At 73.8% G+C, this 14,254-nt stretch carries 6 protein-coding genes; 1 reads left to right on the forward strand and 5 read right to left on the reverse strand.

The window, feature by feature from the left end; genetic code table 11:
- Nucleotides 1-58 precede the first annotated feature (58 nt).
- Nucleotides 59-6,343, reverse strand: a complete 6,285-nt coding sequence (locus tag ACFYP4_RS29400) for an amino acid adenylation domain-containing protein (protein ID WP_388789468.1) — start codon at nt 6,341-6,343, stop codon at nt 59-61.
- Nucleotides 6,344-6,626: 283 nt separating this feature from the next.
- Here ACFYP4_RS29400 and ACFYP4_RS29405 point away from each other — a divergent pair, with 283 nt between their 5' ends.
- Entirely contained in the window at nt 6,627-6,923 is a 297-nt protein-coding gene (locus ACFYP4_RS29405; RefSeq protein ID WP_358850608.1) for a hypothetical protein, read from the forward strand.
- An 86-nt stretch (nt 6,924-7,009) separates the two neighbouring features.
- Here ACFYP4_RS29405 and ACFYP4_RS29410 read toward each other — a convergent pair whose 3' ends face one another.
- From ACFYP4_RS29410 to ACFYP4_RS29425, 4 genes are all read right to left on the reverse strand, one after another.
- Nucleotides 7,010-9,223, reverse strand: a complete 2,214-nt coding sequence (locus ACFYP4_RS29410; protein ID WP_388789471.1) for a SpoIIE family protein phosphatase — start codon at nt 9,221-9,223, stop codon at nt 7,010-7,012.
- Between the two features lie 42 nt (nt 9,224-9,265).
- Nucleotides 9,266-9,649 carry an STAS domain-containing protein gene (locus ACFYP4_RS29415; protein ID WP_358850610.1) on the reverse strand — a complete coding sequence of 128 codons (384 nt, stop codon included), beginning with the start codon at nt 9,647-9,649 and terminating at the stop codon, nt 9,266-9,268.
- A 109-nt stretch (nt 9,650-9,758) separates the two neighbouring features.
- Nucleotides 9,759-10,064 carry an STAS domain-containing protein gene (locus tag ACFYP4_RS29420; protein ID WP_358850611.1) on the reverse strand — a complete coding sequence of 102 codons (306 nt, stop codon included), beginning with the start codon at nt 10,062-10,064 and terminating at the stop codon, nt 9,759-9,761.
- Nucleotides 10,064-14,041: a SpoIIE family protein phosphatase gene (locus tag ACFYP4_RS29425; protein WP_358850632.1), complete on the reverse strand. Its 3,978-nt coding sequence runs from the start codon at nt 14,039-14,041 to the stop codon at nt 10,064-10,066. Before ACFYP4_RS29425 ends, ACFYP4_RS29420 begins: the two co-directional genes overlap by 1 nt.
- Nucleotides 14,042-14,254: the final 213 nt, after the last annotated feature.

A 14,254-nucleotide genomic window follows, 5' to 3' on the forward strand; every position in this document is an offset into this window, starting at 1 on the left:
ACTCCGATCCAAGAACTGGGGAGAGGAAGTCGGGCAGGGGCGGGCGCGGGCGACGGGGTCAGAGGCCGGCCGTGAGGGACAGGTCGATCTCCTCGTCGCTCAGCTGCGAGATCAGCTCCAGCAGCCGGCGCTCCACCTCGGCGGCGAGCCGTTCGACGGTGGGGTGCTCGAACAGGTCGCGGACCTGCAGCGGGCAGTCGAAGGCGGTCCGCAGGCGGGAGGCGACCGACACCGCGCGCAGGGAGTGGCCGCCCAGCGCGAAGAAGTCGTCGTGGACGCCGACCCGGGGCAGGTCGAGGACCTCGCACCAGATCTGCGCGACGACCGTCTCGGCGGGGGTGCGCGGTGCCACGAAGGCGTGCGGTGCGCGTGCCACGGGCTCGGGCAGGGCGGCGGTGTCCAGTTTTCCCTGCACGGTCAGCGGCAGGGCGTCCAGCAGGACGAACGCCGACGGCACCAGGTAGTGGGGCAGGTGCTCGCGGCAGTGCCGCTCCAGGGACTCCTGCGAGAGGCGGGTGCCCGCGGTGTAGGCGACGAGGGCGGCCTCGCCGTGCAGGGTGCGCACCACGACGGCCGCGCCCCGCACTCCGGGGTGCCGGCGCAGCACCGCCTCGGCCTCTCCCGGTTCGACGCGGAATCCGCGGATCTTGACCTGGTCGTCGTTGCGGCCGAGGAACTCCAGCTCGCCGGTGGGCAGTCGGCGTACGACGTCGCCGGTGCGGTAGAGCCGGCCGCCTCGTCCGCCGAACGGGTCGGGCACGAAACGCTCGGCGGTCAGTGCGGGACGGCCCAGGTATCCGCGCGCCAACTCGTTGCCGCCGATGAGGAGTTCGCCGGGTACGCCGTCGGGGGTGAGTTCGCCCAGGGCGTCGACGACGTAGGTGCGGCGGCCGCCGAGGGCGCGGCCGATGGGGACCCGGCCGTGCGGGGCCGCCTGGACGGTGTGCGCGGTGGCGGAGATCACCGCCTCGGTGGGGCCGTAGGTGTTGATCACGGGTACCGCGGGCAGGTGCGCGAACCACCGCTCCAGGGGGTCGGCGGGCAGTGCCTCTCCCCCCGTCACCAGCAGCCGCAGGGAGGCCAGTCGGGGTGCCAGCGTGTCCAGGCGGGCGACGAGTTCCGCCCAGTAGGACGGGGTGAGTTCCATGACGGTCACCCGCTCGGCGGCGACCCGGGCGGCGAGTTCCTCCGGCGCCCAGATCTCGTCCGGGCGCACCACCACCGTCGCCCCGGCGCTCAGCGCGGGCAGGATCTGCTCCAGCGAGGCGTCGAAGGAGGTGGAGGCGAAGGTGAGCACCCGGTCGTCCGCGGTCAGCGCGAACGCCTCGCGGGCGGTGGCCACGTGGGCGTCCAGGGCGTGGTGTTCGACGCCGACGGCCTTGGGGCGGCCGGTGGAGCCGGAGGTGAAGATGACGTAGGCGAGGTCGTCGGGGCGGGGGGTGTGCCGGGGGCCGTCGGGGGCCGGCCGGACCCGGCCGACGTCGATCGCCGTGGCCCCGAGCCGGGTGGCCTTGTCCCGGGTGCCGGCGTCGCACACCACGTGCCGCACCCCGGCCTCGCGGAGCATGTACCGCAGGCGTTCCTCGGGGATGCGGGTGTCGAGGGGGACGTACACGCCGCCGGCCCGCCACACGGCGAGCATCGCGGCGACCGGCCACACGCCGCGGCCGACGCACACGCCCACGGCGTCGCCGGGGGCCGCGCCGGCGTCGGCCAGGGCTGCGGCCAGTCCGCCGGTCAGGGCGTCCAGCCGGGCGTGGTCGAGGGTCGTGCCCTCGCAGACGACGGCCGGGGCGTTTGCCCGGCCCCGCACCCGGAACCGCGGCGCGGGCACCGTGTCCCGGCCGGCCCCGGCCACCAGGCTCTGCCGCTCCCCGGGCGAGAGCAGCGGTGCCTCGTCGACGCGTGCCGCGGGGTCGGCGACGAGGGTCTCCAGCAGCCGCCCGACGTGCCGGGCGAACCGGGTGGCGGTGGAGGGGTCGAACAGGTCGGCGGCGTACTCGACGTTGAGGGCGAAGCAATCCTCCCGGACGACGAAGGTGGCGGTCAGGTCGAACTTGGCCGAACCCCAGGGCAGCGGGAAGTCGGTGGCGGCCGGCCCCGGCCGGGCGGAGCCGCCCGTGGAGGCGTCCTGGACGTCCACCATCACCTGGAACAAGGGGTTGCGGGACAGGTCGCGTTCGGGGCGCAGCCGCTCCACGACCCGTTCGAACGGCACCTCCTGGCGGTCGAAGGCGCCCAGGACGACGTCCCGCACCCGGTCCACGAGCCCGGTGAACGTCGGCCGTCCGGACAGGTCCGTGCGCAGCACGACGGTGTTGACGAAGAAGCCGACCAGGGGCTCGAGTTCGAGCCTTCCGCGTCCGGCGACGGGTGTGCCCACGGACACGTCGCTCTGCCCCGACCAGCGGGACAGGACCGCCTGGGCCGCGGCCAGCAGCACCATGAACCGGGTCGCGCCCAGCTCGCGGGCGCAGGTGTCCACGCGGTCGAGGAGAGCGGTGGGCAGGTCGACCTCCACGGCGCCGCCCCGGCCGGTGAACGCGGACGGCCGGGGCCGGTCCGTGGGCAGCTCCAGGGCGGGTGCGTCCTCCAGGGTGCTTTCCCAGTAGGCGAGCTGGGGTTCCAGGGCGCCGCTGTCGGCGCGTTCGCGTTGCCAGACGGCGAAGTCGCCGTACTGCACGGCGAGCGGCGGCAGCTGGGCGCGCCGGCCCGCGCGGCGGGCCTCGTAGTGCTGGGTGAGTTCGTCCAGCAGCAGGCCCTTGGACCAGCCGTCGGTGACGGCGTGGTGCAGGGCGAGGAGTACGACGTGGTCGTCGTCGGCCAGTTCCCACACGCCGGCCCGCAGCAGGGGCGGCCGGGTGAGGTCGAAGCGGCGCGTGGCCAGGGTCACGGCCCGGTGCCGTACCGCCTCCAGGCGGGTCTGCTCGTCCGGGGCCCCGGGTGCCTGCTCCCAGTGCAGCGGGACTCCCACCGGGTCGCAGATCCGCTGCACGGGGCGGCCGTCGGACTCGACGAGCGCGGTGCGCAGCACCTCGTGGCGTTCCACCAGGTCGTCCAGGGCCTGCTGCCAGGCGGTGCGGTCCAGGCCGCCGCGGGTGCGCCAGCAGTACCACAGCAGGTAGGAGTCGCCGCGTTCGGAGGTGCGGTCCAGGAACCACAGCCGTTCCTGGGCGAAGGACAGCGGCAGCGGCCGGTCGCGGTCGACGGGCACCACCTCGCTCGCGCCACAGGCGCGGGCGGCGGCCACGCGGGGGGCGAAGCCCCGGACGGTGGGGTTCTCGAACACGGTGCGCAGTTCGATCTCGCGGCCCAGGCGCTGGGCGATGCGGGAGACCGCCATGGTGGCCAGCAGGGAGTGGCCGCCCAGGTCGAAGAAGCTGTCGTCGATGCCGATCCGGTCCAGGCCGAGGACGTCGGCCCACACCTCGGCGACGAGTTGCTCGGTCTCGTCGCGGGGTGCGGTGCTGGCGGGGTCGGCCGTGCGGGCGGGGTCGGGCAGGGCGGAGCGGTCGAGTTTGCCGGAGACGCCGACCGGGAGGGCGTCCAGGACGACGAAGTCGGAGGGGACGGCGTAGTGGGGCAGATGGCGTGCGCACCAGGCGCGCAGGTCCGCCCGGTCCGGCGGGCGGGGCGCGTCCGGGGCCGGTACGACGTAGCCGGTGAGGCTGCGCCCGGTGGCGCGGTCGGGGCGGGCGGCGGCCGCGGCGATGTGCGGGCAGGCCCGCAGCACGCTCTCCACCTCGCCGAGTTCGATCCGGAAGCCGCGGATCTTGACCTGGTCGTCGCGGCGGCCGAGGAATTCCAGTTCTCCGCCCGGTGTCCAGCGGACGAGGTCACCGGTGCGGTAGAGGCGGCCGCCGGGCGGTCCGTAGGGGTCGGGGACGAAGCGTTCGGCGGTCGGGGCGGGGCGTCCCAGGTAGCCGCGGGCCACTTCCGTGCCGCCGATGAGGAGTTCACCCTGGACGCCGACGGGTACCGGCTGGTCGTCGGCGTCGACCACGTACACGCGCCGGCCGCCGAGGGGACGGCCGATGGGCACGGTGTCGGCGGGCGGGTCGTCGGCGTCGTAGGTGGTGGCGGTGACGGTCGTCTCGGTGGGCCCGTAGGCGTTGCACACGCGCACCCAGGGGACGGCGGCCCGCCAGGTGGCGAGGGTGTCGGGCGGGACGGCCTCGCCGCCGAGGACGAGCAGCCGCAGCGGGGCGAGGGCCGCGGCCAGGCGCCGGTCGAGGGAGAGCGTCAGTTCGGACCAGTAGGTGGGGGGCACGTTGACGACGGTCAGGGCGTGCCGCTGGACGATCTCCGGCACCTGGGTGGGCAGCCAGGGCTCGTCGGGGCGCATGACGACGGTGGCGCCCGAGGTGAGGGCGGGCAGCACCTGGTCCAGTGAGGCGTCGAAGGAGAAGGAGGCGAAGGCCAGCACCCGGTCGGCGGCGCCGATGCCGAGCCGCTCGCGGGTGGCGGCCACGTGCGAGGCGAGCGCGGCGTGTTCGACGCCCACGGCCTTGGGCCGGCCGGTGGAGCCCGACGTGAAGATGACGTGGGCCAGTTCGCGGGGGTGCGGGTGGTGGCGGGGGCCGTCCGTGGCCGGGGGGAGGGTGGTGACGTCGACGGTGACCGGTGCGAGCGCGGTGGCGGTGGCCGCCGTCGCGGGGTCGGTGAGCACGCAGGTGAGGCGGGCCTCGTCCGCCATGAACCTCAGCCGCTCGGCGGGGAGTTCGGGGTCCAGGGGTACGTACGCGCCGCCCGCCCGCCAGATCCCCTCGATGGCCGCGACGGACCACAGGCCGCGGCGCAGCAGGACGCCCACCGGGCTGCCGGAGCCGACGCCGGCGGCGCGCAGCGCGGCGGCGAGTGAGCCGGTCATGGTGTCCAGTTGTGCGTAGGTGGCGCTGTCGTCGCCGCAGAGCAGCGCGGTGGCGTCCGGGTCGCCGGTGAAGGTGAGCGGCGGCGCCGGGTCCGCGGGCCGGTCGGGAGCGTGGTGCCAGTCGGGGCGGGGGCGGGCGGGCGCGCCGGGTCCGGCGGGCAGCGCGCGGGCCAGGTCCTGCACGGGGGTGAGGGGGTCGGCCAGGACGGCGCGCAGCAGCGCGACGTAGGCACGGGCGAACGCGCGCATGGTGGCGGCGTCGAACAGGGCGGTGGCGTACTGGAGGATGGCGGCGATGCTGCCGTCGGTGCGCAGGGTGAGGTCGAGGAAGACGTCGAGCGGTGTCCCGGTCAGCGGCGGCTCGACCAGCGTCACGTCCAGGCCGGGCATCTCCACCGGGCGGATCGGGGTGTTGAGGAGGGTGAACGACGCCTGGGCCAGCGGGTGCCGGGACAGGTCGCGGGCGCCGCCGAGCGCGCCGACCACGAGGTCGAAGGGGGCCTCGGCGTGGGAGAGGTCCGCCAGTGCCCGCTCCCGCACCCGGTCCAGCAGTTCGGCGAAGCCGGGGCGGCCGGCCAGGTCCGTGCGCAGGACGACCGTGTTGACCAGCGGGCCGATCAGGGCCCCGGCACCGCGCTGGGCGCGGTCGGCGAGCGTGCTGCACACGGCGACGTCGGTGCGGCCCGACCAGTGGCCCAGGAGCGCCTGGTAGGCGGTGAGCAGGAGCATGTAGCGGGTGGCGCGCCGGGATCTGGCCAGGGCGTCGACGGCGGTGACCAGATCGGCGGGCAGGTCGAAACGCACGACGTCACCGGAGCCGTCCCAGACACGGGGCCGGGGCCGGTCGGTGGGCAGGTCGAGCGGGGTGAGGCCGGTGAGCCGCTCACGCCAGTGGCCGAGCAGGCGTTCCAGGCGTTCGCCGCGCAGGCGTTCGCGCTGGGTGCGGGCGAGGTCGGCGTAGCGCACCGCGGGCGCGGCGACCGGCTCGCCGCGGTATCCGGCGGCCAGTTCGTCCAGCAGCACCCCCCACGACCAGCCGTCCACGGCGATGTGGTGCACCTCCACCAGCAGCAGGTGCTCGTCGGGTGCCACGCGGGCGAGCGTGGCACGGAGCGGGTGCTGGGCGGACAGGTCGACGGGGCGGTCCAGGCACCGGGCGAACAGGTCGTCCGGTCCGGTTGCCTCAAGGTGCTGAAGGACGAAGCCGGCGGGGGCGTCCACGACCGGCACCGGCTCGCCGTCGACGGCGGTGAACCGGGTGCGCAGCACCTCGTGCCGGGTCACGATCCCGGCCAGGGACCGCTCCAGCCGGGCCGCGTCGAGGGGGCCCCGCAGCCGCAGGACCAGCGGGAGCATCGATGCGGTGGAGTTTTTGGCCAGCTGGTCCAGGAACCACAGCCGGCGCTGCGCGAAGGATGCCGTGCGGGTGTCGACGTCGTACGGTGCCCCTTCGGGGGCAGGGCCTGCTGTCACTGTGAGCCTCCAAGCCGTGTTTTGCAGCAGACTGCCGCCGGCCGGAGGACGCCCATAGGGAAGAAGGCGCAGTACCGCGAGCAGACCGGGCTGCCGTGACGGCCGTACGGCGTGCTCTTCCACCGGTCTTTCCGGGGCGTGGATCCGGTGATGCCCGATCGGGGCGGGGAGGCGGGATGGTTTCCCGCAGAGGGGTACTCGCTGATGCGGGACGCGCGTCGACCGGCGTGGTCCCAGCCGTGGAGTGCACCACGTGCTTCGCACAACGGATCGGACTCCTGCCATGAGCACTGCGAACCCGGACCCGGCCGGCCACCGCCCCGGCGGCGCCGCCGCCGGACAGCACACGCGCCGCCTGGCGACCGAGACCAAGTCGGCCCTGAAGACGACGGAATTCTTCGTCTACGTCGCTGCCGTCATCGCCGTCCTGATCGCCTCCCTGGTGGTGGGGAGCGAGGACGGGCACCTCGACTACTTCCGCGCCGACAAGGCCTGGTGGTACATCGTGATCCTCACCGTCGGCTACATGATCAGCCGCGGGCTGGCCAAGTCGGGAAGCCGGGACCACTACGATTCCTGACCCGCACCACACCGCGGGCCGCTTCCCGACGACTGCGCCCTGCTCCGGATGCCCGCAGGTGGGCCCGCCGGGCGACGGCGCTTCGGTCAGGACGGGCCAGGGGGCCGGCTCCTCGGCTGCTCGGCGGTGATGACCAGGGCGGCCTGGTCGTCCTCCACTTCCCGGCCGTCCATGAAGCGGCGGACGTCTTCGGCCACGGCCCGGACGACGTCGGCCGCGGCCGACCCGCGCGGGACGGAGGCCATGGCCGTGGCCAGGCGTGCCTCGCCGTACTGTTCGGTGCCGGTGGCCCTGCACTCGGTGATGCCGTCGGTGTACAGCAGCAGGCTCTCGCCGGGGCGGAGCGTGAGACGGCGGGCGGTGAGCCGGAGCGGGAGGCCGGTGCCGAGCAGCCCGCCGGATGCCTCGACCGTGTCGACCACGTGGCCTGCGTCCAGCAGCAGGGGCAGCGTGTGCCCGGCTCGCACGAGCTCGACGGCGAGTCCTTCGGCGGCCGGTGCGAGATGGCCGTAGACGAGGGTCACGAAGCCGTTGTTCTGGTGGGCGTAGCGGTCGTTCAGGGCCTTGTCGACGGCCTTGACGATGTCGACGGGGTCGTCGAGCAGCGAGGCGACGGCACGGGCGGTGTGGCGGACCAGGGCGGTGGTGGTGGCGGCCATGGCGCCGCGCCCGCAGACGTCGCCGAGGATGAAGGCCCAGCTGCCGTCGTCGCGTTCGAAGACGTCGTAGAAGTCGCCGCCGACCTCCAGCCCTTCACCGGCCGGGTGGTAGAAGGCGGCGAGCCGGGCGCCGGGGACGTCGGGCAGGTCGGGCAGCAGCAGGCCGGTCTGCAGGTCGCGGGCGAGGGCGGCGCGCTGCGCGTACTGACGCGCGTTGCGGGCGGCCGACGCGGTGCGGCGGGCGAGTTCCTCCGCCAGGGCGATCCGGTGACCGTCGAAGGAGTGGCCGTCCGCGGACAGCAGGGTCACGGCGCCGAAGGGCCGCCCGCGGTCCACCAGCGGGACGCAGACGTACCCGGTGACGCCCAGCTCGTGCCAGGGGCCGGGTCCGGTGGGGGTACGGCGCGCCACTTCCGTCAGCCCCGAGCTCAAAACGCGCGCGACGGCATCGTCCTGGGCCGGTACGCAGGCGGCGAGCAGGCTGCGTGCCTCCTCGCTGCGCGCGGCGGTGGCCACCCGCTGCACGCGTCCGGCCTCCAGGATGTCGACGGTGGCCAGCGGGGCCAGCGCCGGGCTCGCCAGGGTGGCCAGGCGCTGCAGTGTCTGTCTCTCGTCCAGCCGGCGGCCGGCCAGGGCGGTGCTGGCGGCCAGCAGGAAGGCGAGGTCGTCGCGGGCGGCCTTCTCCCGTGCGTCGGCCGCCTGCCTGGCCTGTTCGGCGTGGTGCCGCTCGATGGCGAGGGCGGCGGTGTCGGCGAAGACGCGGGCCAGTGCGAGGTCGGTGTCCTGAGGGGCGCGGGGGGTGCGGTGGTACATCGCGAAGGTGCCCAGGAGCCGGCCGTCACGGGCGAGGATCGGTGTCGACCAGCAGGCGGCTAGTCCCGCCCGGCCGGCGAGGTCGCGGAAGTCCTTCCACAGCGGGTCGGTGGCGATGTCGTTGACGATCACGTTCCTGCGCCGGTGCGCGGCGGTGCCGCACGAGCCGACCCCTTCGCCGGTGGCGATGCCGTCGATGGCCTGGTTGTAGAAGTCCGGCAGGCCGGGAGCCGCACCGTGCCGCAGGTGCCGGCCGTCCTGGTCCGCCAGCAGTACCGAGACGATGACCTCGGGGGTCAGTTCCTCGATCGTCCTGCACATGCCGTCCAGCACGTCCGGCAGCGGTGCCTGGCGGGCTATCTGTTCCAGCAGGGCGCGCTGTTCGGCGGCAAGCCGCCGGGCGTGTTTGACCTGTGTGGTCTCCACGCCCACCATGCGCACGCCGATGACGTTGCCGCCGGCGTCGCGCCGGGCCTCGTAGGTGAAGTCGAAGTACGCCTCGTGGGCGTCCGCGCCGACTCCGATGACGACACGGGTGTCCCGGCCGACGTGCCGCTCCCCCGACCGGTACACCTGGTCCAGGAGTCCGATGAAGCCCTGGGCGGCCAGCTCGGGCATGAGCCGCACCAGCGGCACGCCGGTGCGTTCCCGCCGTCCGCCTCCGATCGCCGTGAAGAAGGCCGGGTTCGCCGCCTCCAGCACGTGCGCGGGGCCCGTCATGGACGCGAACAGCGCGGTGGACGTCCCGAACAGCAGCGACAGGTCCTGGTCGGTGTCCTGGATCCGGCGGGCACCGCTGCCCGCCCGCCGCTCGTGCTCAGCCCTCATGTCGTCCCCATGCCGACCACCTGCCCCGAATATCGCCGGCCATCATCGGCCGGTGCCGGCATCGTCGGCCTCGGTGCGGGCGGCCCGGCCGGCCAGCGCGTCGGTGACGGTGGCGTGGACGGGCAGCAGCGCGGAGATGCCGGTGATCGTCACCATGCGCATGAGGCGGTCGGGGACGTCGGCGAGGCGGAGCGAGCCGCCCGCCTTCTCCGTCTCGAGCAGGAGGGTGATGAAGGTACTGAGCCCGGTCGAGTCGACGAAGTCCACTCCCGGCAGGTCCAGGACCAGGTGCGGAGTTCCTTCCTGCACGAGGCCGCGGACATACGCGCGCAGGGTCGGCGCCGTGTGCAGGTCCACGTCTCCGGCGACGGTGACGACGATGTGGTCGCCGATGTGCCGGGCGGTCATGTCGAGAGTGTCGGACATGTCTGTCATCACTCCTGGCTGGGGGTCTCGGGCGCTGCGGTGGTGGCGTCCTGGCCGGTGGCCGGGGCGGGGCGGGCGTCGCCGCGGGGGGCGCGCGGTGTCGCACCGGTCATGGCTGCGGCCCGCTGTCGGGGCCGTGGACGGTGGTCAGGCCGTCGAGGCCGGAGACGGTGATGACGGGCTCCAGCAGGTGCGTGACGATGAGTTCCAGCCGGGCGGCGTGGGCGAAGAGGACGCTCAGCCCGGCGCTGTCGAGATACTCCACCCCCGTCAGATCCACCACGAGGGGTCCCGGGCTGTCCTGGAGGGCATCGGCCAGGGAGCCGGCGTTGCTCATGTCGATCTCGCCGCTGACGGTCAGCCGGGCAGTACCGTCCGGGCGTCTGCCGGGGGTGATGGTCAGGGGGGTGGTCATCAGGCGATCCTCATCTGCATGTCGACGGTGGTGCCGGACGGGCCGGGGGTGAGGGTGACCTGCTGCGCCAGGGCCCTCATGAGGGCCACACCCCGGCCCCGGTGGGGGTTGAGGTCGGGCTGCGGGACCTTCCACCGGCCGCTGTCGGCGACCGTCAGGCGCAGGTTGTCGACGAAGGCCTCCGCACGCAGCCGCACGGTTTCCCCCGGAGCGTGCCGGTGACCGTGTTCGATGGCGTTGGCGCACGCCTCACCGGCGGCGATGAGAACGTTCTGCACGGTGTGCACGGGCAGGTCGCACTGGGCGAGCCAGCCGCGCAGCGCCTTGCGGACCGGCGCGAGCTGGGAGGACTCGGCCGGGAAGGTCATCTCCAGCGGTGCCGGGTGGCGGTAGAGGAGCAGCGCGACGTCGTCGTCGTAGCCGCCGTCCGGTGCGAGCCGTGACATCACCTGGGTGGCGAGGTCCTCGACCGGCACGTCGCGGCCCTCCTGCACGGCGTCGCCGGCCTGGGCGATCCCGGTTCCGAGCGGGCGTCGGCGGCGTTCGACGAGCCCGTCGGTGTACAGCAGCAGCGTGCCCCGCGCGGGCAGGGTGCACGCGGCTTCGGGGCGCTGTCTGCCCGGCCGGACGGCCAGGGGCAGGGAACGTCCCTGGTCCAGCAGCAGGGTGGTGCCGTCGGGGTGCGCGAGGATGCCCGGCGGATGCCCGGCGCTGGAATAGGTCAGCTTCCCCGTCGCGGGGTCCAGGACGCCGCAGAACACCGTCGTGCACAGGGCGCCCGGAACGCTCGCGGCGAACTGGTCGAGCGCCATCAGGGTCCTGGCGGGGCTGGCTTCCTGGAGCATCAGCGCGCGGCAGGCGCTGCGCAGCTGCCCCATCACGCTGGCCGCCTCCAGGCCCCGTCCGACGCAGTCTCCGACGACGATGCCCGTGCGCCCGTCCGGCAGGGCGACGGTGTCGTACCAGTCGCCCCCCACTTCCAGCGGCGGGGTCGCGGGCTCGTACCGCACGGCGAAGCCGGCGGGGAGTGTGGAGGGGCCCAGGATGGCGCGCTGCAGGGCGATGGCGGTCTCGCGCTGCTGGTCGATCTGGTGGGCCCGGACCAGGCCCTGCGCCAGATGACCGGCCAGCAGCGAGAGCAGAAGCTGGTCCTCGGAGGTGAAGGGGCGGTCTTCGCCCAGGTCGATCCACACGGCGAGCGGTCCGTCGGGGTGTTCCAGCAGGACACCGGAACCGGTGCCTTCGACGACCGGGGTGAGCGGGGGCTGCCGGCGCAGTCCGGTCAGTGCGTCCCGGCGTTCCGTGGGCAGGTCCTCCCACCGCAGGTCCGGGTCGGTGGCCGTGAGGGCCGGTACGTCCCCGCGTGCGAAGACGGCGGCCACCACGCTGCGGGCGCGCCACAGGGTCTTCAGTTCGGCGAGGGCGCCGGACAGCGCCTCGGGCAGACTGGCGGCCCGGGACAGGGACGTGCTCACGGCGGCCAGTGCGGTCTCGCGCTGGACGGCGTAGTGCTCGGCGGTGACGTCACGGAAGGTGCCGACGGTGACCCGGCGTCCGGTGTCGGGGTCCTGGGCCTTGTTGTAGGTGACGGCCACCCACAGCCGGTGGCCGTCGCGGTGGGTGACGGGGACGGTGTAGGAGCCCTGCGCACGTTCCAGCAGGTCGGCGAAGGCTTCGCCGACCTGACGGTGTGCGTCGGGGTCGGTGGCGGCGTCGGGCCACCAGGGGTGGACCGGTGCGTAGGGCAGGTCCTCGGGGCCGTGGCCGAGGATGTCGGTGAACGCGGCGTTGATCTCCACGACGGCTCCCGACTCGTCGCAGACGAAGAAGGCCTCCTGGAGGGAGTCGATGAGCGCTGTCCGCCAGCGGACGTGATGGCTGCGCAGCCGGGCCAGTTCGACGTTCGCGCGCACACGGGCCAGCAGCTCGGCGGCCGCGAAGGGTTTGACCAGGTAGTCGTCGGCGCCCGCCTGCAGTCCCTCGATCGATGCCTCCTGCCCGGCCCTGGCCGACAGCAGCAGTACGGGTACCGAGGCCGTACGCGGGTCCTCGCGCAGCCGCGCCACCAGTTCCAGCCCGTCCAGCCGGGGCATCATCACGTCGCTGACGACGAGGTCGGGGGTGTCGCGGCGGATGGAGTGGAGGGCCTCGGCACCGTCGCTGACGGTGGTGACCTCGTATCCCGCCTTGGCCAGGATGCGGGTGAGGTACTCGCGCATGTCGGCGTTGTCGTCGGCCACCAGCACCCGGGCGAGGACACCGGGCTGCGGGTTGGGCTCGGTGTCGTCCGCCCCGGGCCGCACGGTGTCCTGCGCCGCGGGGGCCGGCTCGCTCGCCGGCAGCCAGCGCAGGGCCTCCTGGACGTAGGGGTCGGCGGTGGCGGAGGCCGCGGCGGGGCCGGTGGCCTCCGCCACCGAGCCGGGCGCCAGATGAGCCGTCCCGAGCGGCAGCCGGACGGTGAAGGCGGTGCCTTCGCCCTCCGTGCTCTCAGCCGTGATCGTTCCGCCGTGCAGGCCGATCAGCTCCTGCACCAGGGCCAGCCCGATGCCGCTTCCCTCGTTCGAACGGGACCGGGCGTTCTCTATGCGGTGGAACCGCTCGAACAGCCGGGGCATCTCCGACTCCGGCACGCCGATCCCGGTGTCGGCGACGGTGACCACGGCGTGTGTGCCGTCGCCGCGCACGTCCACCCGGATCGCACCGTCGAAGGTGAACTTGAGCGCGTTGCTCAGCAGGTTGAGGATCACCTTCTCCCACATGCCGCGGTCGACGTACACCGGCTCGTCCAGGGACGGGCAGGACACCTCGAAGGCGAGCCCCGCCTTCTCCACGGCCGAGCGGAACACGCTGGCCAGTTCTGCGGTGACCGCGGCCAGGTCGACCGGCTCGTAGCGGGCCTGCGTGCGGCCCGCCTCGATGCGGGAGAAGTCCAGCAGTGTGTTGACCAGCTTGCCCAGCCGCAGTCCGTTGCGGTGGATGACGTCGAGTTCCTCCCGTACGTGCTCTCCGGTGCCGGCGAGCTGGGTGCGGAGCTCCCCGAGGGGTCCCATGATCAGGGTCAGCGGGGTCCGGAACTCGTGGCTGATGTTGGAGAAGAAGGTGGTCTTGGCACGGTCCAGTTCGGCCAGTTCCTCGGCCCGCCGCTGCTGCGCCTCGTAGCTGCGTGCGCTGCCGATGCGGGAGGCGATGTGTCCCGCGGTCAGCTCGACGAAACCCCGGTAGCTCTCGTCCAGCACGCGGTAGCGGTTCAGTGCCGCCACGCAGAAGCCGTAGGGGGAGGCGCCCTGCTGCAGCAGCGGGACCACGAGCGCCTGCTCGGGCGGTTCGGGCCAGTCGCCGCGGGGCAGGTCCGCGAAGGCGTCGCCGGTGAGCGGGACCAGGGCGGTCTCCCCCCTGCTCAGAGCGGCGACGGGCCACAGCGCGGCGGGGTCGTCGAGGGGCAGCGTGAGCGGTGCGGCCGGATGGCCCGCGCCGATGCCGGCCGCGCCGGCGAGCCGCGCCGTGGCGCCGTCGAAGAGATAGGTGAGGGTGAAGGGCAGGTCCCTGCGATTGCGGTCGAGCTGCCGGTCCGCGAAGGCCAGCACCTCCTGCTCGGTGCGGATCACGCTCGGGTCCGAGCCCAGGTCCCGCAGGGTGGCCATGCGCCGCTCGCCGATCACGCGGTCGGTGTCCTCGCTGACCACGCACAGCATGCCCACCACCTTGCGGGCGTCGTCGCGCAGGGGACTGTAGGAGAAGGTGTGGTACGTCTCCTCGCTGTAGCCGGAGCGCTCCAGGAACAGCAGCAGCCCTTCGTCCCAGGTGGCTTCGCCCGTGCTGAGCACGGCTTCGATGCGCGGGCCGATGTCGTCCCAGATCTCCGCCCACACCTCGTTCGCCGGGCGGCCCAGCGCCCAGGGGTACTTGCGGCCGAGGGTGTCACGCCGGTAGGCGGCATTGCAGAAGAAGGTCAGCTGCTCGCCCCAGGCCATCCACATGGGAAACCGGGAGGACAGCAGAATGCTGACGGCTGTCTGCAGGCTCTGCGGCCACTGCTGCGGTGGGCCGAGGGGTGTGGCCGCCCAGTCCACCGCGGCGAGATCCCCGCCCACCTCACGGTCGGCGGCGAACACGTCGCTGCCGGCCGCGGGCACCTGCGGTCCGCGGCCGGCCTCGTCCCAACGCTCCACGCGATACCCGTCCCCTCACGC

Origin of the sequence: Streptomyces sp. NPDC005551, assembly GCF_042871785.1 — a bacterium.
Lineage (GTDB): Bacteria > Actinomycetota > Actinomycetes > Streptomycetales > Streptomycetaceae > Streptomyces.

What these genes read in the sequence shown, in the direction of transcription:
- ACFYP4_RS29420 (WP_358850611.1), bottom strand. Translation starts at nt 10,064, where the DNA reads ATGACCACCCCCCTGACCATCACCCCCGGCAGACGCCCGGACGGTACT.
- ACFYP4_RS29415 (WP_358850610.1), bottom strand. Translation starts at nt 9,649, where the DNA reads ATGTCCGACACTCTCGACATGACCGCCCGGCACATCGGCGACCACATC.
- ACFYP4_RS29425 (WP_358850632.1), bottom strand. Translation starts at nt 14,041, where the DNA reads ATGTGGATGGCCTGGGGCGAGCAGCTGACCTTCTTCTGCAATGCCGCC.
- ACFYP4_RS29410 (WP_388789471.1), bottom strand. Translation starts at nt 9,223, where the DNA reads ATGAGGGCTGAGCACGAGCGGCGGGCGGGCAGCGGTGCCCGCCGGATC.
- ACFYP4_RS29405 (WP_358850608.1), top strand. Translation starts at nt 6,627, where the DNA reads ATGAGCACTGCGAACCCGGACCCGGCCGGCCACCGCCCCGGCGGCGCC.